The organism is Mesorhizobium sp. M4B.F.Ca.ET.203.01.1.1 (assembly GCF_004791025.1).
Classification (GTDB): domain Bacteria; phylum Pseudomonadota; class Alphaproteobacteria; order Rhizobiales; family Rhizobiaceae; genus Mesorhizobium; species Mesorhizobium abyssinicae.
Map to the genome: position 1 here is coordinate 85,426 of NZ_SRUO01000022.1, position 22,229 is coordinate 107,654.

General features: G+C 65.1%; 18 protein-coding genes. 13 read left to right on the forward strand and 5 right to left on the reverse strand.

Annotation, left to right across the window (positions count from 1 at the left end):
• Window positions 1–151 precede the first annotated feature (151 nt).
• Window positions 152–973 carry a pyruvate, water dikinase regulatory protein gene (locus EN846_RS30600; protein WP_127390999.1) on the reverse strand — a complete coding sequence of 274 codons (822 nt, stop codon included), beginning with the start codon at window positions 971–973 and terminating at the stop codon, window positions 152–154.
• A 402-nt stretch (window positions 974–1,375) separates the two neighbouring features.
• On the opposite strand from EN846_RS30600, the gene hemE reads away from it, so the two are divergent.
• The 3 genes from hemE (at window position 1,376) to rho (ending at window position 4,371) form a co-directional block, all read left to right on the forward strand.
• Window positions 1,376–2,407 (forward strand): uroporphyrinogen decarboxylase, encoded by a 1,032-nt coding sequence (gene hemE / locus EN846_RS30605; protein WP_127391000.1) that lies wholly within the window; start codon window positions 1,376–1,378, stop codon window positions 2,405–2,407.
• Complete coding sequence (gene hemJ, locus EN846_RS30610) at window positions 2,407–2,937, forward strand: protoporphyrinogen oxidase HemJ (RefSeq protein ID WP_126057325.1); 531 nt, start codon at window positions 2,407–2,409, stop codon at window positions 2,935–2,937. The genes hemE and hemJ overlap by 1 nt, the downstream gene beginning before the upstream one ends.
• Window positions 2,938–3,105: 168 nt before the next feature.
• Window positions 3,106–4,371, forward strand: a complete 1,266-nt coding sequence (gene rho, locus EN846_RS30615) for a transcription termination factor Rho (RefSeq protein WP_127284079.1) — start codon at window positions 3,106–3,108, stop codon at window positions 4,369–4,371.
• A gap of 169 nt (window positions 4,372–4,540) precedes the next feature.
• Here the strand turns inward: rho and EN846_RS30620 are convergent, their stop codons facing one another.
• Window positions 4,541–6,559: a thioredoxin domain-containing protein gene (locus tag EN846_RS30620; protein WP_127391001.1), complete on the reverse strand. Its 2,019-nt coding sequence runs from the start codon at window positions 6,557–6,559 to the stop codon at window positions 4,541–4,543.
• Window positions 6,560–6,620: 61 nt separating this feature from the next.
• On the opposite strand from EN846_RS30620, the gene mnmE reads away from it, so the two are divergent.
• The 5 genes from mnmE to EN846_RS30645 all read left to right on the forward strand — a co-directional run bounded on the left by mnmE (window position 6,621) and on the right by EN846_RS30645 (window position 12,382).
• Complete coding sequence (mnmE, locus tag EN846_RS30625) at window positions 6,621–7,952, forward strand: tRNA uridine-5-carboxymethylaminomethyl(34) synthesis GTPase MnmE (RefSeq protein ID WP_127391002.1); 1,332 nt, start codon at window positions 6,621–6,623, stop codon at window positions 7,950–7,952.
• A 172-nt stretch (window positions 7,953–8,124) separates the two neighbouring features.
• Entirely contained in the window at window positions 8,125–9,999 is a 1,875-nt protein-coding gene (gene mnmG / locus EN846_RS30630) for a tRNA uridine-5-carboxymethylaminomethyl(34) synthesis enzyme MnmG (RefSeq protein ID WP_128346769.1), read from the forward strand.
• The gene (gene rsmG / locus EN846_RS30635; RefSeq protein WP_127392198.1) at window positions 9,996–10,637 is read left to right on the forward strand and encodes a 16S rRNA (guanine(527)-N(7))-methyltransferase RsmG; all 642 of its coding nucleotides are present in this window, start codon (window positions 9,996–9,998) and stop codon (window positions 10,635–10,637) included. Before mnmG ends, rsmG begins: the two co-directional genes overlap by 4 nt.
• Window positions 10,638–10,654: 17 nt before the next feature.
• On the forward strand, window positions 10,655–11,452 hold the full coding sequence (locus EN846_RS30640; protein WP_127392197.1) for a ParA family protein: 798 nt from the start codon (window positions 10,655–10,657) through the stop codon (window positions 11,450–11,452).
• Between the two features lie 45 nt (window positions 11,453–11,497).
• On the forward strand, window positions 11,498–12,382 hold the full coding sequence (locus EN846_RS30645; RefSeq protein ID WP_127392196.1) for a ParB/RepB/Spo0J family partition protein: 885 nt from the start codon (window positions 11,498–11,500) through the stop codon (window positions 12,380–12,382).
• 431 nt (window positions 12,383–12,813) lie between these two features.
• Here the strand turns inward: EN846_RS30645 and EN846_RS30650 are convergent, their stop codons facing one another.
• The gene (locus EN846_RS30650; RefSeq protein ID WP_127392195.1) at window positions 12,814–13,023 is read right to left on the reverse strand and encodes a hypothetical protein; all 210 of its coding nucleotides are present in this window, start codon (window positions 13,021–13,023) and stop codon (window positions 12,814–12,816) included.
• 209 nt (window positions 13,024–13,232) lie between these two features.
• Window positions 13,233–14,279 carry a DNA polymerase III subunit delta gene (gene holA, locus EN846_RS30655; RefSeq protein WP_127392194.1) on the reverse strand — a complete coding sequence of 349 codons (1,047 nt, stop codon included), beginning with the start codon at window positions 14,277–14,279 and terminating at the stop codon, window positions 13,233–13,235.
• Window positions 14,280–14,838: 559 nt separating this feature from the next.
• Between holA and EN846_RS30665 the strand changes: the two genes are divergently transcribed.
• The 4 genes from EN846_RS30665 to lpdA all read left to right on the forward strand — a co-directional run bounded on the left by EN846_RS30665 (window position 14,839) and on the right by lpdA (window position 20,070).
• The gene (locus EN846_RS30665) at window positions 14,839–16,071 is read left to right on the forward strand and encodes a 3-methyl-2-oxobutanoate dehydrogenase (2-methylpropanoyl-transferring) subunit alpha (protein WP_127392193.1); all 1,233 of its coding nucleotides are present in this window, start codon (window positions 14,839–14,841) and stop codon (window positions 16,069–16,071) included.
• Between the two features lie 2 nt (window positions 16,072–16,073).
• Entirely contained in the window at window positions 16,074–17,087 is a 1,014-nt protein-coding gene (locus EN846_RS30670; protein WP_127392192.1) for an alpha-ketoacid dehydrogenase subunit beta, read from the forward strand.
• A gap of 17 nt (window positions 17,088–17,104) precedes the next feature.
• The gene (locus EN846_RS30675) at window positions 17,105–18,421 is read left to right on the forward strand and encodes a dihydrolipoamide acetyltransferase family protein (protein ID WP_127392191.1); all 1,317 of its coding nucleotides are present in this window, start codon (window positions 17,105–17,107) and stop codon (window positions 18,419–18,421) included.
• 236 nt (window positions 18,422–18,657) lie between these two features.
• Window positions 18,658–20,070, forward strand: coding sequence for a dihydrolipoyl dehydrogenase (lpdA, locus tag EN846_RS30685; RefSeq protein ID WP_128273212.1), 1,413 nt, complete (start codon window positions 18,658–18,660; stop codon window positions 20,068–20,070).
• A 165-nt stretch (window positions 20,071–20,235) separates the two neighbouring features.
• Here lpdA and EN846_RS30690 read toward each other — a convergent pair whose 3' ends face one another.
• Window positions 20,236–21,342, reverse strand: coding sequence for a saccharopine dehydrogenase family protein (locus EN846_RS30690; RefSeq protein WP_127392190.1), 1,107 nt, complete (start codon window positions 21,340–21,342; stop codon window positions 20,236–20,238).
• Between the two features lie 122 nt (window positions 21,343–21,464).
• Between EN846_RS30690 and EN846_RS30695 the strand changes: the two genes are divergently transcribed.
• Window positions 21,465–21,893: an Lrp/AsnC family transcriptional regulator gene (locus EN846_RS30695; RefSeq protein WP_127392189.1), complete on the forward strand. Its 429-nt coding sequence runs from the start codon at window positions 21,465–21,467 to the stop codon at window positions 21,891–21,893.
• Window positions 21,894–22,229: the final 336 nt, after the last annotated feature.

The window sequence follows — 22,229 nt, forward strand, 5'->3', positions numbered from 1 at the left end:
GCGCTCTTTCCAGCAGCGCTGGCGATTGGCGAAACCATAGACACCAGCGCCCCTCTCCCCGTCCCTATACGGGGAGAGGATGCCGGCAGGCAGGTGAGGGGCGGCGCCGACCTCCGCCAAGGTGACTCGCAAAACTAGTTTCTTTGCTCCTCTATCTCGACTTCCCTCGCAGGGCAACGATCGCCGCCGCCGTTTCCTCGATCGAACGGCGGGAGACATCGATCATCGGCCAGCCATGCCTTGTGCAGATCTGGCGGGCGTAGGCGAGCTCCTCGTTGATCGCGGCGCGGTCGACATAGTCGGACGGCACATAGGTGCTGGTGTTGCCGAGGATGCGGTTCTGGCGAACATGCGAGATGCGCTCGGCGGTGGCGACCAGGCCGACGATCAATGGCGTCCTGGCGTTGACCAGGCTTTCCGGCACCGGCACGCCGAGCACGATCGGGATGTTGGCGGTCTTGATGCCGCGGTTGGCGAGATAGATGCTGGTCGGCGTCTTGGAGGTGCGCGAGATGCCGATCAGCACGATGTCGGCATCGTCCATGTTGGCGGGTAGCTGTCCGTCATCGTGCTCCATGGTGAAGTTCAGCGCATCGATGCGGCGGAAATATTCGGCGTCGAGGACGTGCTGGGCGCCGACACGGCGGCCGGCCGGGGTGCCGAGATAGGACTGGAAGACGGCAAGCACCGGCTCGAGCACCGAGACGCAAGGCAGGCCCATCGCCGCGCAACGCTCGTCGATGCCGCGGGCGAGCTTCTGGTCGACGACGGTGTAGAGGATGATGCCGGGTTCTTCCTCGATATCCTCGAACACCTTGGCCACCTGCTTTTCGGTGCGGATCAGCGGGTAGATGTGCTCGATGGCGCGCGCATCCTTGTATTGCGCGGAGGCGGCGCGGCCGGCCGCCAGCAGCGTCTCGCCGGTGGCGTCGGAAATCAGGTGCAGGTGAAAGAAGCTCTGGGGTTTGTTCACAGGCGCGGGTTCCAGGCTGTGGGTAGTTGTGGACAAGATCGGACAAAGACGCGATGGCGGCGAGAGCGACTGTATCAGATGGTGGGTTGTCCACAATTCGCCCTGCTGTAGGCTTTGTCGGGGCGCTGGGGACAAAACTGGGGATCAACTTTTCTTGGCCGATTTCATCCACAGCCCGAAGTTTGGAAGCGAAAGGCCAAGCTGTTGACTCGTAAGGGGAATTCCGGTTCTTCCCCAGAACCCTCCAAATCGCGATCGGGACCGCGCGACAATATGCTGACTGGCCTTTTCGGGCGGCAGGCTGGACAGGTCGCAACCACCACAACCAACAGACTCTTAGAATCAGAAGACTCTTTTAAAATAGATATTTGATTTAAGAGGACCCTCGAGAGGCGACGCTGAATGCCTGGAAAACGGATCATGCTGGACGTTTTGAGGGGCGAGCCTGTCTTTCCCCCGCCCATCTGGATGATGCGCCAGGCCGGCCGCTATCTGCCGGAGTATAGAGAGACCCGGAAGCGCGCCGGCTCCTTCCTCGATCTCTGCTACGATCCGGACCTTGCGGTGGAAGTGACGCTGCAGCCGATCGCGCGCTTCGGCTTCGATGCCTCGATCCTGTTCTCAGATATCCTTGTGGTGCCCAACGCGCTCGGCCGAGACGTCCGCTTCGAGGAGGGCCGCGGGCCGATGCTGACGCCGATCTCGGCTTCGGAGATTGCGGGCCTCACTGGCGATTTGTTTCACGTGAATCTCGAACCGGTCTACGAGACCGTCCGCCGGCTGCGCGCCAAACTGCCTGACGAGACGACGCTGATCGGCTTCTGCGGCGCGCCGTGGACGGTGGCGACCTATATGATTGCCGGCCAGGGCACGCCGGACCAGGCGCCGGCGCGGCTTTTCGCCTATCGCGAGCCGGAGGCCTTCGCACGGCTGTTGAAAGTGCTGGCCGATCATTCGGCCGCTTATCTCATCCGCCAGATCGAAGCCGGCGCCGATGTGGTGCAGATCTTCGATTCCTGGTCCGGTGTTTTGGACGAGCCTTCCTTCCAGGCTTTCTGCGTCGAGCCGGTGGCCGAGATCGCGAGGCAAGTGAAGGCGGTCCACCCTGATGTTCCGGTCATCGGTTTTCCGAAAGGCGCCGGCGAGCGCTATCGCGACTATCGCTCCAAGACCGGCATCACCGGGCTTGGCCTCGACTGGACGGTGCCGCTCTCGATGGCGAAGGAATTGCAGCTTGGCGGCGCCGTGCAGGGCAATCTCGATCCGCTTCGGTTGGTGGCCGGCGGCAAGGCGCTGGCCGACGGCGTGGACGCGATCCTGAGGAGGCTGGGCGGCGGGCCGCTGATCTTCAACCTCGGACACGGCATCACGCCGGAGACGCCGATCGCGCATGTCGAGGCGATGGTGAAACAGGTGCGGAGCGCGACGCGCTGATGGCTGACAATACCAACAGCACCGGCCAGGCGATGAAGCGCATGGTGATTGGCATCGCCGCTCTGGTCGTCGCGACCGCGCTGCTTTACTTCGTGGCGTCCGACGGCTTCTACCTGTGGGCCAAGGCCATCCATGTCATCGCCGTCATCTCGTGGATGGCCGGCATGCTCTATCTGCCCCGGCTCTTCGTCTATCATGCCGATGCCGAGAAGGGATCGGCGCAGTCGGAAACCTTCAAGGTTATGGAGCGCCGGCTGCTCAGAGCCATCATCAATCCGGCGATGATCGCGACCTGGGTGTTCGGGCTCTGGCTGGCATGGAAGGGCTTTGCTTTCCATGGCGGCTGGCTGCACGCCAAGATAGCGCTGGTCCTCGTTTTGTCGGGGCTGCATGGCTATCTCGCCGGGGCGGTGCGCAAATTCGCCGAGGACAAGAATGAAAAGCCGGCGCGCCACTGGCGGATCGTCAATGAGATCCCCACATTGCTGCTGATCGTCATCGTCATCCTGGTCGTCGTGAAGCCGTTCTGAAGCTTCCCGCGACGGCGCAAAAGGCGGCTTGCTCTTTCAGACGAGCGACGATAAAAGACGGGTCTTCCTTCCCGTCATGCGCCGCCCCATTTTTTCGCTTTCGGCCGCGCCCGGCATTTGTCGCATCCAGCCGATTTTTCTCCCCAAAGCCTACCCAGAGTCCATCTAATGCAAGAAATGAAACTCACTGAGTTCAAGAACAAGAAGCCGCCAGAGCTGATCGCTTATGCCGAATCGCTCGAGGTGGAGAACGCCAGCGTCATGCGCAAGCAGGAGCTGATGTTCGCGATCCTGAAGAAGCTCGCCGCCCAGGACATCGAGATCATCGGCGACGGCGTCGTCGAGGTGCTGCAGGACGGCTTCGGCTTCCTGCGCTCGGCCAATGCCAACTACCTGCCAGGTCCCGACGATATCTACATCTCGCCCTCGCAGATTCGCCGCTTTTCGCTGAAGACCGGCGACACCGTCGAAGGACCGATCCGCAGCCCGAAAGAGGGCGAGCGCTATTTCGCGCTGCTCAAGGTCAACACCATCAATTTCGACGATCCCGAAAAGATCCGGCACAAGATCCACTTCGACAATCTGACGCCGCTCTATCCAACCAAGCGGCTGAAGATGGAGGTCGACAATTCGACCTCGAAGGACATCTCGCCGCGCGTCATCGACCTGGTGGCGCCGATCGGCAAGGGCCAGCGCGCGCTGATCAACGCGCAGCCGCGCACCGGTAAGACGGTGCTGATGCAGAACATCGCCCACTCGATCACCGCCAACCATCCGGAATGCTATCTGATCGTGCTTCTGATCGACGAGCGGCCGGAAGAAGTGACCGACATGCAGCGCTCGGTGAAGGGCGAGGTGATCTCCTCGACCTTCGACGAGCCGGCCGCCCGCCACGTCCAGGTCGCCGAAATGGTGATCGAGAAGGCGAAGCGCCTGGTCGAGCATGGCCGCGACGTCGTCATCCTGCTCGATTCGATCACCCGCCTCGGCCGCGCCTACAACACCGTCGTGCCGTCATCCGGCAAGGTGCTGACCGGCGGTGTCGACGCCAACGCGCTGCAGCGCCCGAAGCGCTTCTTCGGCGCCGCCCGCAACATCGAGGAAGGCGGCTCGCTGACCATCATCGCCACCGCGCTGATCGATACCGGCAGCCGCATGGACGAAGTCATCTTCGAAGAGTTCAAGGGCACCGGCAACTGCGAAATCCAGCTCGACCGCAAGGTGGCCGACAAGCGCATCTACCCGGCCATGGACATCCTCAAGTCCGGCACCCGCAAGGAAGACCTGCTGGTGCCGCGCGCGGACCTGCAGAAGATCTTTGTGCTGCGCCGCATCCTGGCGCCGATGGGAACGACCGACGCGATCGAATTCCTCATCGACAAGCTCAAGCAGACCAAGACCAACGCCGACTTCTTCGATTCGATGAATACGTGATTGGGCTATCCTCCCCCTTGTGGGGAGGGTCGGTCCGCATAGCGGGGGGAACTCCCCTCGCCTTCGTCAGGAAATCTCTCGGTCGTTGGCAGCCAATCGCAGGAGTTGGCGCAGCGCCAGCGCTTGAAGCTGCGAGCCAGCTGAGAAACGCTTCGTAGGCCGCTTCCGACTACCCTCGCCGCAGCAGCCTCTCCAACTCCTCCGGATCGGTAGCCACCGGCAGGCAAGCCTGCCCGGTGCACAGCCAGGCGCCCGGCTTTTCGGTGGGTGGCACCACCCCACCCGGCAAGGCCGGTCGATTCGCTTCCGTACCGACCGGCACGACAATATCCACCCGGCGCGGGTCGGGATTCCGATTCGCAACCGGAACGAGGCTTGGCCTCTCTGGATGGTCGATCAGCACAAGTTTCAGGGGCTCGAGAGCCAGCGCGCAGGCATTGACGATGCCGGCCTGGCCATAGGCCTGCTGGGCGGCGCGGCCCATGGCGTGCTCGGCGGTCGTCCAGGCTTTTTCCTGAAGATCGAGACCGCCGGTGACCGACGCCAGCCGCACCAGCGCCTCGATGATCTGGGCGGTGGCGGACGGGATCGCTTCGTCGACGTCGCCGCGGATGCGGATCGGGACATCGGCGCTGTCGGAGGCCGTCAGATAGTAGCCGGTCTGGTCGGCATCCTGGTGCCAATGGTCGAGTTGCCCGATGAAATGCCTGGCGCGATCGACATAGGCCGTTTCGCCGGTGGCCTCGAACAGTGCGACGGCGGCGTTCGTCATGGCGGCATAGTCGCTCGACAGCGCCGGGAACAGTTTCCTGGCGCCGAGCATTGAGTGCGGCAGGCGGCCGTCATGGCTCGCTTCGACGATGTGGGCGAAGGCCCGCGCTGCGGCCTCGATCCAGTCGGGCCGCTGCAGGGCACGGCCGGCTTCGGCAAGCGCGGCGATCATCAGGCCGTTCCAGTCGGTCAGCGCCTTGCCGTCGCGGCCGGGCCTGACGCGCCGTTCCCTGGCGGCCAGGAGCTTCTGCTTCAACGGCGCCAGCAAGGCATGGTCGACGATGCTTTGCTTTTGCTGGTCGGCGGTTTGGCGGATGATCGGCTTGCCTTCCCAACCATGTGGGGCGACTAGGTCGAAGTATTCGAAAAACGAGGCGGAATCCTCGCCAAGCACGGCTTCGACCTCGGCTCGGTTCCAGGTGTAGAACAGCCCTTCCTCGCCGTCGCTGTCGGCATCGAGGCTGGCGGCGAAGCCGCCGCCGTCGACCAGCATCTCGCGCAGTAGCCAGGCGACCGTGTCTTCGATTCGTATCCGGAACAAATCATTGCCGGTGGCGGCAAAGGCCCAATTGCACATGCGCAGGAGCTGGGCGTTGTCGTAGAGCATCTTCTCGAAATGCGGCACCAGCCATTCGGCGTCGGTGGAATAGCGGCTCAATCCCCCGCCGACATGATCATAAATGCCGCCGGCCAGCATCTTCTCGAGGCTGAGCAGCACGGCATCGCGGTGCGAAGCGGCGCGGTCGCGCAACCAGGACAGCCAGAGCGACTGCATGAACGGCGCGTTGGGGAATTTCGGCGCGCCGCGCAGGCCGCCGAGATCGCGGTCGATCATGCCGTCGATACGGCCGGCCAGATCGCCGAGCGTGTCGCGGTCGAGCACGGCCTTGCCATGGCTTCCCGCCAGCCGCGCCTCGACATGGCTGGTCAGGCCGTCGGCGCTCTGGCCGAGGCTTTCCTGCTTCTCCCGCCATGCCTTGTCGACCGCCTCCATCACCTGGATGAAGCCTGGCCGGCCGTAGCGGGCCTCGCGCGGAAAATAGGTGCCGCCCCAGAATGGCTTGCCGTCCGGCGTCAGGAACATGGTCAGCGGCCAGCCGCCCTGCTCGCCCATCGCATGCAGCGCCGCCATATAGATCTGGTCGATGTCGGGCCGCTCCTCGCGATCGACCTTGATATTGACGAACAGCCGGTTCATGACGGCGGCCACGGCCTCGTTCTCGAAGCTTTCATGCGCCATGACATGGCACCAGTGGCAAGCGGCGTAGCCGATCGAGAGCAGGATCGGGCGTCCGCGCTCCCTGGCTTCGGCGAGCGCCGCCGGCGACCAGCCGCGCCAATGCACCGGATTGTCGCTGTGCTGCTGGAGATAGGGGCTGGCTTCTTCGGCCAGCAGGTTTTGCGCGGGCAAGGTCACGACGGCAAGCTCGGTTAACAGAGTTGCGCGGGAAGCTAGGGCGGTTCGGTAGAGCGGGCAAATGATTTTGAGCGATTCGATTGTTGCCTTGTCCAGCGGCCGCTTGCCGGCCGGCATCGCGGTCATCCGCATTTCCGGCCCCAAGACTCGATTCGTGGTCGAAACGATCGCCGGCGGCATGGTCAAGGAGCGCGCCGCCGCCTATCGCAAGCTCATCGCGACGGACGGATCGGTGATTGACCACGGCGTCGTTCTCTTCTTCCCCGGACCGGGCAGCTTCACCGGAGAGGACGTCGCCGAGTTCCAGGTGCATGGCGGCCGCGCCGTGGCGGCGAAGATGCTGGAGACCATCGCCGGTTTTGAAGGTGTCAGGCATGCGGAGCCCGGCGAATTCACGCGCCGCGCCTTTCTCAACGGCAGGCTCGACCTGGTCGAGACCGAAGCACTGGCCGATCTCGTCAATGCCGAGACCGAGGCGCAGCGGCGTTTTGCCGTGCGCAATGCCGAGGGGGCGCAGAGCGAGCTATACGCCGAATGGCGGCGGCGGCTGATCCATGCGCGGGCGATGATCGAGGCGGAGATCGACTTTGCCGAAGAGGATGACGTGCCGGGATCCGTTTCGGACGCGGTCTGGTCGGATGTGCGGGCTTTGATCGGCGAGATCGATCGCCACGTCGACGGGTTCCGAGCCGCCGAGATCATCCGCGACGGATTTGAGGTCGTCATCCTCGGCGCGCCGAATGCCGGGAAATCCAGCCTTTTCAATGCGTTGGCCAAGCGGGAGGCGGCGATCGTGACGGACGAGCCGGGCACGACGCGCGATCTGCTCGAAGTGGTGCTGGACCTCGAAGGGATGCGAGTCCGGGTCACCGATACGGCCGGCCTGCGCGCGGCGCCCGGCAAGGTGGAGGCGATCGGCATCGAGAAGGCGCGGGCCAAGGCGGGCGGCGCCGACCTTCTGCTGCTGCTGGAGGATATGGCGTTGCCCGTCGATCCTGGCGCGGTGCCGTCCGATGCGCCGCTGCTGAGGATCGGGGCAAAGGCGGACCTGGTTGCGGGTGAACTGCTTGTTGATCGCGCGCAACTCTATGACGTGGTGATCTCGATCAGGACTGGCACCGGGCTGTCCGATCTGCTGGCGGAGGTCGGCCGTCGCGCCGCAGCTTCTGTTGGCGAGATCGGCGACGTGCTGCCGTCGCGCTTGCGCCATGTCGAATTGCTCAAGGATGCAAATGATCACCTGCGAACGGCGCTGGCCGGGCACGAGCGAGGCCAGGAGTTGCGCGCCGAAGAGCTTCGCCTGGCCTCGGACCGACTCGGACGAATCACCGGCGCGGTCGATGTGGAAGACATGCTCGACGTCATCTTTTCGCAGTTCTGCATCGGTAAATGACTCACGTGAAACATTGCCGGGCTGGCTTTGGCGCAGATGATTCACGTGAAACACTAGGTCTAGCACCGCAGTCGCATTGTTTCACGTGAAACGAGTCGGTGTTGCATCCTTGACAGCGAAGCCTCGCGGGGACATCTCTCCGGGCAACTTCAGGATTTTGGACTCGAAAAAGATGAACGATCACTATGATGTGGTTGTGGTGGGCGGCGGCCATGCCGGTTGCGAGGCGGCCAGCGCCGCCGCACGCGCGGGCGCCAGGACGGCGCTGGTGACCCTGCGTTTCGACACAATCGGCGTCATGTCCTGCAATCCGGCGATCGGCGGCCTCGGCAAGGGCCACCTGGTGCGCGAGATCGACGCCATGGACGGGCTGATGGGCCGCATCGCCGATGCGGCAGGCATCCAGTTCCGCTTGCTCAACCGCCGCAAGGGTCCGGCCGTGCGCGGCCCGCGCACGCAAGCCGACCGCAAGCTCTATCGGTTGGCCATGCAGGAAGCGATTCGGCAGCAGAACGATCTCGAGGTGATCGAGGGCGAAGTTCTCGACTTTGAGATCGCGAAAGGGCGGATCGCGGCCGTTCAGATCTCGGGCGATCGCCGCCTGGCTTGCGGCGCGGTGGTGCTGACCACCGGCACCTTCCTGCGCGGATTGATCCATATCGGCGAGAAGAAGATCGTCGCCGGCCGCATGAACGAGCAGGCGAGCCTTGGCCTGTCGGCAACGATGAGCCGCGCGGGATTCACGCTTGGGCGCCTCAAGACCGGGACGCCCCCTCGCCTCGACGGCCGCACCATCGACTGGGCGTCGCTGGAAAGCCAGGCGGCGGACGAGGAACCGGTGCCGTTCTCGCTGCTGACCGACGCGATCCAGAACCCGCAGATCGATTGCGGCATCACCCGCACGACGCCGGCCACGCATGAGCTGATCCGCGCCAATCTCGGCCGCTCGGCGATGTATTCCGGCTCGATCGAAGGCGTCGGGCCGCGCTACTGCCCGTCGATCGAGGACAAGATCGTCAAGTTCGGCGACCGTGAAGGCCACCAGATCTTCCTGGAGCCCGAAGGTCTCGATGACGACACCGTCTACCCGAACGGCATCTCGACCTCGCTGCCGGAGGATGTGCAACTCGACATATTGAAGTCGATCCCGGGGCTGGAGCGGGCAACCATGCTGCAGCCGGGCTATGCCATCGAATACGACCATGTCGATCCGCGCGAGTTGTTGCCGACGCTGGAGACGAAGCGGATCGGCGGCCTGTTCCTCGCCGGACAGATCAACGGCACGACCGGCTATGAGGAGGCCGGCGCGCAAGGTCTGCTCGCCGGCCTCAACGCCGCGCGCAAGGCATCCGGCAACGAGCAGATCGTGCTCAGCCGCACCGAAGCCTATATCGGCGTGATGGTCGACGACCTCACCAGTCGCGGCATTGCCGAGCCCTATCGCATGTTCACCTCGCGCGCCGAGTTCCGCCTGTCGCTGAGAGCCGACAATGCCGATGAGCGGCTGACCCCGATGGCGGACCGACTGGGGATCGCGTCAATGGAACGGATGCGGCGCTTCAACGGGATGAACGAGGATCTTGCCAAGGCGCGGGAACTGGCATCGAGCGTGCTGTTCACGCCCAACGAGGCGGCGCGGCATGGGCTGGAGATCAACAGGGATGGCGTGCGCCGTTCCGCCTATGAGCTGCTCGCCTACCCCGGTGTCGATGTTGCCTGGCTGGCGCGCATCGAGCCGCGCTTCGGCTCAATCGATGCGAAGACGGCGGAGCGCCTCGAAACGGAAGCGAAATATTCGGTCTATCTGGACCGCCAGCAGGCTGATGTCGCGCAGATCAGGCACGAGGAAAGCCGATTGATCCCCGCATCGCTGGATTTCGCCGACGTTCCCGGCCTGTCCAATGAACTGAAGCAGAAGATGAAGACGCGGCAGCCGCGCTCCATCGCCGATGCGCAGCGCATGGAGGGCATGACGCCGGCGGCGCTGGCGATCATCGTCGCCCACGTCCGCAACGCCGAAGCCGCCGCGCAGAGGCATGTCGCGTGAGTGCTGCGTCATGGGAGAGCCTGCAGGAAGCGGCGGGCCCGGTTTCACGTGAAACATTCGAGCGTCTGGTTGCCTTCGAACAGCTGTTCCTGAAATGGAACCGCAGCATCAACCTCGCCGCGCCGTCGACCCTGGACGATGTCTGGCGCAGGCACATACTGGATAGCGCGCAGCTCGCCCGAATCGAGCCCGAGGCCAGACGCTGGGTCGACCTCGGTTCGGGCGGCGGCTTTCCCGGACTGGTGCTGGGCTTCCTGCTAGCCGAGCGCGACGGCGCGTCTATCGACCTGGTCGAAAGCAACCGCAAGAAGGCGTCGTTCCTGCAAGCGGTCGTCGGCCAGTTCGGGCTGCCGGCGCGAGTCGTCGCGCGGCGCATCGACGACAGCTATCCGCTTGTTGCGGCACCGGAAATCGTCACGGCGCGAGCGCTTGCGGCTTTGCCGGCGCTGCTCGACCTAGCGGCGCCGTGGCTGACCAAAGGGGCGCGCGCGCTTTTCCACAAAGGCCGGGATTACCGGGCCGAGGTGGAAGAAAGCACTCACCGCTGGGCATTCGATCTGGTAGAACATCCAAGCTTGACCGACCCTCATGGCGTCATCCTCGAAGTCACCCATCTGCGCCCGGCGACCCCGCAATGAATCACTGGCATAGACCCATGAAAACTGGACCTCGAATCATCACCGTAGCCAACCAGAAGGGCGGCGTCGGCAAGACGACGACCGCCATCAACCTGGCGACGGCGCTGGCGGCGATCGGCGAACAGGTGCTGATCGTCGACCTCGATCCGCAAGGCAATGCCAGCACCGGGCTCGGCATCGACCGCAAGGACCGCACCGTCTCCTCCTACGACGTGCTGACCGGCGAGCTCGATCTCGAAGCGGCGGCGGTGCCGACGGCGGTGCCGGGCCTCTCGATCGTCCCGTCGACGCTCGATTTGCTCGGCATCGAGATGGAGATCGCCTCGGCGCCGGACCGGGTGCTTCGGCTGCGCAACGCGTTGCGCGCGGCGGCCGAGCGTTCGGCGCCTTTCGGCTATGTGCTGATCGACTGCCCGCCGTCGCTCAACCTTTTGACCTTGAATTCAATGGCGGCAGCCGATTCCGTTCTCGTGCCGCTGCAGTGCGAGTTCTTCGCGCTCGAAGGTCTCAGCCAGCTGCTCGAGACGGTCGAGCAGGTGCGCCGCACGATCAACCCGGATCTCACCATCCAGGGCATCGTGCTCACCATGTACGATGGCCGCAACAACCTCGCCAACCAGGTGGTGCAGGACGTGCGCACGCATATGGGCGACAAGGTCTATGAGACGATCATCCCGCGCAATGTCCGCGTTTCCGAGGCGCCCTCCTACGGCAAGCCGGCGATCCTCTACGACCTCAAATGCTCGGGCAGCCAGGCCTATCTGCAGCTCGCTTCCGAAGTGATCCGCCGCGAGCGCAAATTGCGCGCCGCCTGATGCCGGCCAAACGCCGATTCGATACCGAAACGATCTGGACAGATTATGAGTGAAGACCTTTCGAGAAAAAGACTTGGCCGCGGCCTGGCGGCGCTGATCGGCGAGATCGACCGCCCGGCGATCCCGGAAAAGCAGAGCCCGGCGGCGGACGGCAAGGTGCCGATCGAATTCGTCAGCCCCAATCCGAAGAACCCGCGCCGGCATTTCGGCGATGCCGAGCTCACCGATCTGGCACAGTCGATCCGCGAGCACGGCGTCGTGCAGCCGGTGGTGGCGCGGCCGTCGCCGACGCAGCCCGGCCGTTACGAGATCATCGCCGGCGAGCGGCGCTGGCGGGCGGCGCAGCGCGCCGGCCTGACCGAGCTGCCGATCATCCTGCGCGAGGTCAACGACCGCACGGCGCTGGAACTGGCGATCATCGAGAACGTGCAGCGCGCCGACCTCAACCCGGTCGAGGAAGCGCAAGGCTATCAGCAATTGATCGACGAGCACGGCTACACCCAGGCCGACCTCGGCCAGGTGATCGGCAAGAGCCGAAGCCATGTCGCCAATACACTGCGGCTCCTGAAGCTGCCCAATGTCATCCACGACATGCTGGTCGACGGCGCGCTGTCGGCGGGGCACGCCCGCACGCTGGTGACGGCCGAGGATCCGGCGGGCCTCGCCAAGCGCATCGTCGAGGAGGGACTTTCGGTGCGCCAGGCCGAAGCGCTGGCGCAGATGCCGGCCGGTCCGACGCCGGCCAAGGCGAAAAAGGCCGAGCCGGTGGAAAAGGACCCCGACACGCTGGCGCTGGAAAAGCTGCTCACCGACACGATCGGCATGATCGTGTCGATCGAGCACAAGGAGCGCGGCGGCACAATTCGCGTCAACTACCGGACGCTGGACCAGCTCGACGAGCTCTGCCGGCGGCTGAAGGACGAGCGGTAAGGTGTCGAGATTTCAGGACATTTAGCCGGCTAATAAAGTTTCGGCTTAAGATGAGAAGCGAGGAAGGGCTGGCATCCGCCGGCCCTTCGTTTTGTGACCCATCCGCCCTCCGCCGGCTCTTTTCCTCTCCCTCCGGAGGGGGGAGAGGTGGCACTGCGAAGCGGCGACGGAGTGGGGGAAGGCGGTTCTTAAATACGCCGACGCCGACAATTCATCATCAGGGCCAGGCATCACCCCGCCAGAAACAAAGACGCCGGCGCTGGTCGACCCCTTTCCGTCGAGCTTCGCTCGACACCTCTCCCTTGATCGACGGGGGAGAGGAACGGCGCCCGTCACTTCGACCGCCCGGCTCAGCGGTTTTCCGTCCGGAATTGCTCCAAAACAATGAGATAGGGCGGTTCAGCGTTCCTGAAACGCGCTCGTCCCGGTCGCTAGGCGTCGTCCGTATCTTCGTTTGTCCGGTTGCTGTGCATCAGCTTCGACCGGACAAGCAGTACGGAAATGACGATCGCCACGATTGGGCTTGCCATGAACACGATGTCGTCCAACGCGCGGCCGAAGGACAGGCGAGCGGTGACCTGCCAGAGGACAACCGTCAAGAACACGCTGAAAAAGAACCCGATAACGACTTTCTTGGTCATTTCACCCCCCCGAATCGCCCCTGAAACACCTGGCGCGAGCCAGCCAATCCCAATTTGAGGTTGAAGTCTGTAGTGCGGCACAGCGCTTCATGGAATCCGGGTCTGCCCCTAAGTGTTTGTTATTGCGCAATCCCGTATGGAAAACCGCCGGCCACTTTTCCTGGAATTGCTCTAATAGGCGACCGGGACTGCATTCAGGCGAAGACGGCTCAGCCCCTCTGCGCCAACCGCGCGCTTTCGACCGCAATGCCAAGCAGCGCCTGGCGCGCCAGGGCTTCCGACAGGTCCGGCCGCTTGCGGGTCTGCAGCACGGCGGTCTGCAGCCGGTTGAGCGCCCGGCCGAGCGCCTCGACGTTCCAGCGCTCCAGCGTCTTTTCCACCAGCTTGCGCCGCGAGAAGAAGACCGGCGGGCGCGCGGCCGCGACGACGGAGGCGGCGTTGCGGCCGCCGCCTTCCATCTGGCCGCGCATCGCCTGGATCGCCTGCAATTGGCGCATCGCCGCCGACAGCACCAGGAAGGGGTGGCCGCCGCCCTGGCAGTGTCGGGTGAAAGCGGTGTCGAAATCGGCGATCTTGCCGTCCAGCAGCGCATCGACGGCATCGTCGAAGGAGGCGCCTGACACGTCGCCGGACGTCGCCCGGACATCGTCGAGGTTGATCTCCTTCTGGCCGTGGGCGTAGAGCACCAGCTTCTCGATCTCGCCGCGCGACGCCAGCCGGTCGCCGCCGAGATTGCGGCGCAGCGCCTGGCGCGCCTCCAGCGTCATCGACATGCCGGCCTTGCGCAGTTCGTCGTCGATGACGGTGTCGATATCCCTTGCCTCGTCGGCATAGCAGGGCAGGGCGATGGCGTTGCCGGCGGCCTCGACGATGGCGCGCAGGCCGGTGCCCTTCTTCAGGTCGCCGGCCTCGATGAGGATGATGGCGTCCCGCGCCGGCTCCGATGTCAGCGCCTTGACGTCGTCGGCCAGCGCTTTCTGGCCGCTGGCGTTGCGCACCCACAAGAGCCGCCGGTCGGAGAACATCGGCACGGTGCGCGCCTCGTCGAGCAGGCGGCCCTGGTCGCGGTCGACTTCCGCGCCGTCCAGCCTGACGACCGAGAACGGATCGTCGAGCGGCAGGCCGGTCTTGCCGGCAAAAGCCCTGGCCCGTTCGGCGACGAGCCCGCGGTCCGGGCCGTAAAGCAGGACGATGGACATGGCCGCGTCAGGCCGCGCCAGCCACGAATCGACCTCGTATCCCTTCTTCTGTGCCATGCGGGGTGAGTTAGCATGAGGCGGGGCGGGTGAACCAGAGTTTCGGCAACTTGCAGAGGCCTATCTGGCTCGCGCGGGCGATTGTTTCGATGTCGGATGATGATTCATAGCTGACCGCCGGCGCCGCCCCCCATCCGCCTGCCGGCACCTTCTCCCCACATAGTGACGGGGAGAAGTGGGATGGCCGCGACGTTGGCGCCCTTCTTGCGACGTTGATGATTGGCGAAACGGGGGACACAGCGCCCCTCTCCCCGTCACCATACCGGGAGAGGATGCCGGCAGGCAGGTGAGGGGCAGCACTGGCCTCGACAGTTACCCGAACGCCTACGTGGTCCGGGCATTTCAGGCTCTTGCGCCAGACCGGTCACAGCCATTCGCCAAATTGCGTGACGCAGGAAAACATCGACAAGAAATTTCGCCGTCATATCTGCATCTTGTCGCCAGCGCGCCGTATCGGCCTTGATCAGCCGAGAAGCCGGGGCACGGCCCGTCATCTGGCCGATGAATTAGTGGCGCGGATGTGCAACTATCGCACCGGCAACATTGGAGGACGTAGGTCATGGCCGATGCTGGAATGTTGCGGTTCCATGTTCCCGAGCCCGAGGTGCGGCCGGGTGGCACGCCCGATTTCTCCAATGTGACCATCCCCAAGGCCGGATCGGCGCCGCGCCCGGAGATCGATGTCGATCCGCGCACCATCCGCGACATGGCGTTCTCGATCATCCGCGTGCTCAACCGCGACGGCGAGGCAGTCGGGCCGTGGGCCGGGCTGCTTTCCGACCAGGAATTGCTCGAAGGCCTGCGCCACATGATGACGCTGCGCAGCTTCGACCAGCGCATGCAGATGGCGCAGCGCCAGGGCAAGACTTCCTTCTACATGCAGCATCTCGGCGAGGAGGCGGTGAGCTGCGCCTTCCGCAAGGCGCTGACCAAGGGCGACATGAACTTCCCGACCTATCGGCAGGCCGGCCTGCTCATCGCCGACGGCTATCCGATGGTCACGATGATGAACCAGATCTATTCCAACGAGGCCGATCCGCTGAAGGGCCGGCAACTGCCGATCATGTATTCGTCAAAGGAGCACGGCTTCTTCTCGATCTCCGGCAATCTGGCGACGCAGTACATCCAGGCGGTGGGCTGGGCGATGGCTTCGGCGATCTCCAACGATTCGCGCATCGCCGCCGCCTGGATCGGCGACGGCTCGACGGCGGAGTCCGATTTTCATGCAGCACTCGTGTTCGCCTCGACCTACAAGGCGCCGGTGGTGCTCAATGTCGTCAACAATCAGTGGGCGATCTCGACGTTCCAGGGCATTGCGCGTGGTGGCTCCGGCACTTTCGCGGCGCGCGGCCTCGGTTTCGGCATCCCTTCGCTGCGCGTCGACGGCAACGACTATCTCGCCGTCCATGCGGTGGCGAAATGGGCGATCGAGCGGGCGCGCCGTAATCTCGGGCCGACGCTGGTCGAATATGTCACCTACCGCGTCGGCGCGCATTCGAGCTCGGACGACCCGTCCGCCTACCGGCCGAAGGCGGAGTCCGATGCCTGGCCGCTCGGCGACCCGATCGTGCGGCTGAAGAACCATCTCATCCTGCGCGGCGTCTGGTCGGACGAGCGCCATGCCCAGGCGGAAGCCGAAATCCTCGAGACGGTGATCGCGGCGCAGAAGGAGGCCGAGAGCCACGGCACGCTGCATGCCGGCGGCAAGCCGTCGACGCGCGACATGTTCGAGGGCGTCTATGCCGAGATGCCGCCGCATCTCAGGCGCCAGCGCCAGCAGGCAGGGGTCTGACCATGCCGAGACGGACCATGATCGAGGCGATCCGCGACGCCATGGACGTGTCGATGGGGCGCGACGAGCGCGTCGTCGTGTTCGGCGAGGATGTCGGCTTCTTCGGCGGCGTCTTCCGCTGCACGCAAGGCCTGCAGGCCAAATACGGCAAGAGCCGCTGCTTCGATGCGCCGATCAGCGAAGCCGGCATCGTCGGCGCCGCCATCGGCATGGCCGCCTATGGGCTTAAGCCCTGCGTCGAGGTGCAGTTTGCCGACTATGTCTATCCGGCCTACGACCAGATCGTCTCGGAGGCGGCGCGGCTGCGCTATCGCTCCAACGGCGATTTCACCTGCCCGATCGTGGTTCGCATGCCGACCGGCGGCGGCATCTTCGGCGGCCAGACGCACAGCCAGAGCCCGGAGGCGCTGTTCACCCACGTCTCCGGCCTGAAGGTGATCGTGCCGTCCAACCCTGCCGACGCCAAGGGGCTGCTGATCGCGGCGATCGAGGATCCCGATGCGGTGATCTTCCTCGAGCCGAAGCGGCTCTACAACGGTCCGTTCGACGGCCATCACGACCGCCCGGTGACGCCGTGGTCGAAACATGATCTTGGCGAGGTCGCCGACGGCCACTACACTGTCCCGCTCGGCAAGGCGGCGATCCGCAGGCAGGGCGCCGCGGTTACGGTGCTCGCCTATGGCACGATGGTCTATGTCGCCGAGGCGGCGGCCGCGGAGACCGGCATAGACGCCGAGATCATCGATCTGAGGACCCTGCTGCCGCTCGATCTCGAGACGATCGTCGCCTCGGTGACGAAGACCGGACGCTGCGTGGTGGTGCACGAGGCGACGTTGACCTCCGGTTTCGGCGCCGAGCTCTCGGCGCTGGTGCAGGAGCACTGCTTCTACCATCTGGAAGCACCGGTCGTGCGCGTCGCCGGCTGGGACACGCCCTATCCGCACGCGCAGGAGTGGGACTACTTTCCCGGCCCGGCCCGGGTCGGCCGCGCGCTCGTCGAAACGCTGGAAGCTTGAAGAGGGGAGGCCTGACCATGGGCGAGCACGTCATCAAGCTGCCGGATGTCGGTGAAGGCGTCGCCGAGGCCGAGCTGGTCGAATGGCATGTGAAGGTCGGCGACCTCGTGCGCGAGGACATGGTGCTGGCCGCCGTCATGACCGACAAGGCAACCGTCGAGATTCCCTCGCCGGTCGATGGCGAGATCCTGTGGCTGGGCGCCGAGATCGGCGACACGGTGGCGATCGGCTCGCCGATCGTGCGGCTGAAGGTTGCCGGCGAGGGCAATATGAAGCCGCAGAGCGATGCGGCGGAAGAGGCCATCAAGGCCGAACCGCCAGCCAAGCTGCCAACCCCGAAACCCGAGGCCGCTCCGGCGAGCCCGAAGGCGCAGTCAAAGGTCGCCGCGCCGAAAGCCAAGCCGGCGCCAGCTCCCGCAAATGGGGCGGCACGGGCCTTGGTTTCCGGCGCGCCGCGTCCCGAAGGCGAGAAGCCTTTGGCCTCGCCCGCCGTCCGGCTGCGCGCCAGGGAAGCCGGCATCGACCTCAGGCAGGTCGCGGGTTCCGGCCCGGCCGGCCGCATCGGCCATGAGGATATCGAGGCGTTCCTGGCGCGCGGGCCGCAGGTCGCGAAAACCTCCGGGCTTGCCCGCAAGGACAATGTCGAGGACATCAAGGTCATCGGGCTGCGGCGCAAGATCGCCGAGAAGATGGCGCTCGCCAAATCGCGCATCCCACACATCACCTATGTCGAGGAGATCGACGTCACTTCACTGGAGGAGCTGCGGGCGACGCTGAACAAGGAGAAGCGGCAGGACCGGCCGAAGCTGACGCTGCTGCCGTTCCTAATGCGGGCGATGGCCAAGGCGATCGCCGACCAGCCGAGCATCAACGCGATCTTCGACGACGAGGCCGGCATCATCCACCAGCATGGCGGCGTCCATATCGGCATCGCCGCGCAGACGCCGTCCGGGCTGGTGGTGCCGGTGGTCAAGCATGCCGAGGCGCGCGACCTGTGGGAGTGCGGCGCCGAGGTCAACCGGCTGGCCGAGGCGGCGAAGTCGGGCACGGCGAGCCGCGACGAGCTGTCAGGCTCGACCATCACCATCACCTCGCTCGGCGCCATGGGCGGCGTGGCGACGACGCCGGTCATCAACTATCCGGAGGTGGCGATCGTCGGCGTCAACAAGATGATGGTGCGGCCGGTGTGGGACGGCACCCAGTTCATCCCGCGCAAGATGATGAACCTGTCGTCCAGCTTCGACCATCGCGTCATCGACGGCTGGGATGCCGCTGTGTTCGTCCAGCGCATCAAGGCGCTGCTGGAAACGCCTGCGCTGATTTTCGTGGATTAGTGGGGCGGGACGATTGAGATGATGGCGGGACAGCGCCCCCCTCTGCCTTGCCAGGCATCTCCCCCACAAGGGGGGAGATTGGACGTCATGCCGGGCTTCGCCAATCTCCGCCGTTGCAGGAATGAACGAAACGACGAAGCTGCTGATATCCCCCCTCGTGGGGGAGATGTCCGGCAGGACAGAGGGGGGCGCGAAGGATCGCGACGGAACGTTCCCTCGGATCGAAGGACCACATCATGAAAGAAATCTCCTGCAAGCTGCTCGTCATCGGCGCCGGGCCCGGCGGCTATGTGTGCGCGATCCGCGCCGGCCAGCTCGGCGTCGATACGGTGATCGTCGAGGCGGGAAAGCCGGGCGGCACATGCCTCAATGTCGGCTGCATTCCCTCCAAGGCGCTGATCCATGCCGCGGAGGAGTTCGAGAAGGTGGCGCATATGGCCGGCGGCAACAGCCCGCTCGGCATTTCGGTCGCCGCGCCGACGCTCGATCTGGCCAAGGCAATCGCCTGGAAGGACGGCATCGTTAGCCGGCTGAACAGCGGCGTCGCCGGGCTGCTGAAGAAGGCCAGGGTGAAGACCGTGCAGGGCTGGGCGACGTTCCGCGACGGCAAGACCGTCGAGGTCGAGACCGAGACCGGCACCCAGGTGATCCGCGCCGAGACGGTGGTGATCGCGACCGGATCGGCGCCGGTCGAACTGCCGTTCCTGCCGTTCCGCGGCCCGGTGATCTCGTCGACGGACGCGCTGGCGTTGAGCGAGGTGCCGAAGAAGCTCGCCGTGGTCGGCGGCGGCTATATCGGGCTGGAGCTTGGCATGGCCTTCGCAAAAATGGGCGCCAAGGTCACCGTGGTTGAGGCGCTGCCCCGCGTGCTGGCGCAATATGACGCCGAACTGACCCGACCGGTGGTGAAGCGGCTCGGCGAGCTCGGCATCGAGGTGATGACAGGCGCCAAGGCCAAGGGGGTGTCGACCCAGGGACAGGCCGGCAAGGGCGATGCGCTGCTGGTCGAGGCGGCAGACGGCAAGAACGCCAAGGTCGCCGCCGACAAGATCCTCGTCACCGTCGGGCGCAAGCCGCTCACCGAAGGCTGGGGGCTGGACCAGATCGACCTCGACATGGCCGGCAAATTCATCCGCATCGATGAGCAGTGCCGCACCTCGATGCGCGGCATCTTCGCCATCGGCGACGTCACCGGCGAGCCGATGCTGGCGCACCGGGCGATGGCGCAGGGCGAGATGGTGGCCGAGATCGTCGCCGGCCACAAAAGAAGCTGGGACAAGCGCTCGATCCCGGCGATCTGTTTCACCGATCCGGAGCTGGTGACCGCCGGTCTGTCGCCGGACGAGGCGAAGGCGCTGGCTGGCGAGATCAAGATCGGCCAGTTCCCGTTCGCCGCCAACGGCCGCGCCATGACCAGGCTCGGCGAGGATGGCTTCGTGCGCGTCGTCGCCCGCGCCGACAACCACCTGGTGCTGGGCATCCAGGCGGTCGGCCAGGGGGTCTCGGAACTGTCAGCCGCGTTCGGCCTGGCGCTGGAAATGGGGGCGCGGCTGGAGGACATCGCGGGAACGATCCACGCCCATCCGACGCAGGGCGAAGGTTTCCAGGAAGCGGCGCTCAAGGCGCTGGGTCAGGCGCTGCATATTTGAAAAGGTTTCTCCCCCCTTGAGGGGGAGATGACCGGCAGGCCAGAGGGGGCCGGTGCGACCGGACGCGACCTCCCTTGCGACAGATGGAGGTTAGCGCTCCACGCGAAGCGACCCCCTCTGTAGCCTTCGGCGACATCTCCCCCTCAACGGGGAAGATTGCACAGCTCACCCCGCGAGCCGGCTTTCCATCTCGTGCTGAGCGTAGGCGCGGCCGAAGCGGTTGGCGAGGAAGGCGTCGAGCGCGATGTCTTCCTGGCGCACGAAGCCCCTGGCCGGCAGCGAGCCGTCGGCCAGCATGTCGAGCACGGCGCAGATGCCGGAGGCGGTGGTGATCTGGATGGCGCTGCGCACCAGGGTGCCGACGCGCTTCGAGTAGATCTTGTTGGCGTAGGTCTCCTGCAGCAGGCGGCCATTCTTGCGGCCCGAGACGGTGACGAAGACGATGACGACGTCCTGCAGCGTCGACGGCAGCGCGCTCTCGAAAATGTCCTTCAGCACGTCGCGGCGATGGCGAAGCCCGAGATCATTGAGCAGCGCCTTCATGATCGCGGCGTGGCCGGGATAGCGGATGGTGCGGTAGTTCAGCGTGCGCACCTTGCCCTTCAGCGTCTCGGCCAGCGTGCCCAGCCCGCCCGAGGTGTTGAAGGCCTCGTAGGTGACGCCGTCGAGCGAGAACTCCTCGCGCTCCTCCAGCGGCGGTACCTCGATCAGCTCGCCCTCGACGATCGCCTCGCAGGGCTCGCAGTATTCGTTGATGACGCCGTCGGTGCTCCAGGTCAAATTGTAGTTCAGCGCGTTGGACGGATATTGCGGCAGCGCGCCGACCCGCATGCGCACGCTCTCCAGCGTGTCGAAGCGGCTGGCGAGATCGTTGGCGACGATGGAGATGAAGCCCGGCGCCAGCCCGCATTGCGGAATGAAGGCGCTCCCGGCGTCGCGCGCCAGCTCCTTAACCCGCCTGGTGCTGACGACATCCTCGGTGAGGTCGAGATAGTGCACGCCGGTAGCGGCGGCAGCCTCGGCGATGCGCGTGGTGAGATGGAAGGGCGCGGCGCTCAGCACCGCGAACTTGCCGGCAAGCGCCGCCTCGAGCACGCCCGGCGCGGCGATGTCGATCTCAAGCGTCTCGACACCGGCGGGCAATTCGGCCGCCGCAAGCTGCGCCGCCGAGCGGTCGACGAGCGTCACGCCATAGTCGCCGGTGGAGGCGAGCATCTCGGCGATGGTCGAGCCGATCTTGCCGGCGCCGACGACAACGATGTTCTTTTTCATGATCTATACCCCTGCCATTTCGAAACTGGCGGGAATCATCGCAGCTTGCCTGTCGAAAGGAAGCGTGGAATTGTACGAAGCGAAATGCCATTTTGAACAATATGCCGACAAGGATCGTCGAAATGATCAGCGATGCCGAACAGGCCCTGCTTTCGCTGCTGCGCGCCAACGCGCGCGCCTCGACCGCCGAGCTCGCCCGCCAGCTCGGCGTGTCGCGCACCACGGTGCAGAGCCGGATCGATCGGCTGGAGCAGCGCGGCATCATTGCGGGCTACGGCGTGCGGTTGTCGCCCGACTATGAGCAAGGGCTGGTCAGGGCGCATGTGCTGCTTACCGTCACGCCCAAGCTCGCCGACAAGGTGGTGCGCGCCTTGGCGGCGCTGCCGCCGGTCAGGACGCTGCATTCGGTCAGCGGCAATTTCGACATGATCGTCATCGTCGACGCGCCGTCGATCCGCGATCTCGACGCGCTGCTCGACCAGATCGGCGCTATGGACGGGGTCGAGCGGACGTCGTCGTCGATCATTCTGTCGACGCGGATCGATCGGTGAAACTGCCGGCAGGCGAGTGAACGGCACCTTTCCTCTCCCCCCTCCGGAGGGAGAGGAAAGGAACAGGCCGCGCCCGGTCGGACCGACCCCCTCTGTCGCCTTCGGCGACATCTCCCCCTCGAGGGGGGAGATCAGATGTCACGCCGGCTTTCGCCAATCGCCGATGTGGCAGAAAAGGCGCCGGGATCGAAGCTGCCAATCTCCCCCTTGTGGGCAGGGGAATCGCATATGGCTTTTTGGGACTTGAAGTTGGGCTGAGAAGGGATTCTGTGAGCAGGCAGTCTTAACGAGGGAGAGACTGCCATTTCGAGCCTTGAAAGCTATTTCGGCGCCGTG

Excerpts from the sequence above, each read along its gene's own strand:
- EN846_RS30665 (WP_127392193.1), top strand. The coding sequence starts at position 14,839 with ATGGCCGATGCTGGAATGTTGCGGTTCCATGTTCCCGAGCCCGAGGTG.
- holA (WP_127392194.1), bottom strand. The coding sequence starts at position 14,279 with ATGGCACAGAAGAAGGGATACGAGGTCGATTCGTGGCTGGCGCGGCCT.
- hemE (WP_127391000.1), top strand. The coding sequence starts at position 1,376 with ATGCCTGGAAAACGGATCATGCTGGACGTTTTGAGGGGCGAGCCTGTC.
- EN846_RS30695 (WP_127392189.1), top strand. The coding sequence starts at position 21,465 with ATGATCAGCGATGCCGAACAGGCCCTGCTTTCGCTGCTGCGCGCCAAC.
- EN846_RS30670 (WP_127392192.1), top strand. The coding sequence starts at position 16,074 with ATGCCGAGACGGACCATGATCGAGGCGATCCGCGACGCCATGGACGTG.
- rho (WP_127284079.1), top strand. The coding sequence starts at position 3,106 with ATGCAAGAAATGAAACTCACTGAGTTCAAGAACAAGAAGCCGCCAGAG.
- EN846_RS30640 (WP_127392197.1), top strand. The coding sequence starts at position 10,655 with ATGAAAACTGGACCTCGAATCATCACCGTAGCCAACCAGAAGGGCGGC.
- EN846_RS30690 (WP_127392190.1), bottom strand. The coding sequence starts at position 21,342 with ATGAAAAAGAACATCGTTGTCGTCGGCGCCGGCAAGATCGGCTCGACC.
- hemJ (WP_126057325.1), top strand. The coding sequence starts at position 2,407 with ATGGCTGACAATACCAACAGCACCGGCCAGGCGATGAAGCGCATGGTG.
- EN846_RS30675 (WP_127392191.1), top strand. The coding sequence starts at position 17,105 with ATGGGCGAGCACGTCATCAAGCTGCCGGATGTCGGTGAAGGCGTCGCC.
- EN846_RS30645 (WP_127392196.1), top strand. The coding sequence starts at position 11,498 with ATGAGTGAAGACCTTTCGAGAAAAAGACTTGGCCGCGGCCTGGCGGCG.
- mnmE (WP_127391002.1), top strand. The coding sequence starts at position 6,621 with ATGATTTTGAGCGATTCGATTGTTGCCTTGTCCAGCGGCCGCTTGCCG.
- lpdA (WP_128273212.1), top strand. The coding sequence starts at position 18,658 with ATGAAAGAAATCTCCTGCAAGCTGCTCGTCATCGGCGCCGGGCCCGGC.
- mnmG (WP_128346769.1), top strand. The coding sequence starts at position 8,125 with ATGAACGATCACTATGATGTGGTTGTGGTGGGCGGCGGCCATGCCGGT.
- EN846_RS30650 (WP_127392195.1), bottom strand. The coding sequence starts at position 13,023 with ATGACCAAGAAAGTCGTTATCGGGTTCTTTTTCAGCGTGTTCTTGACG.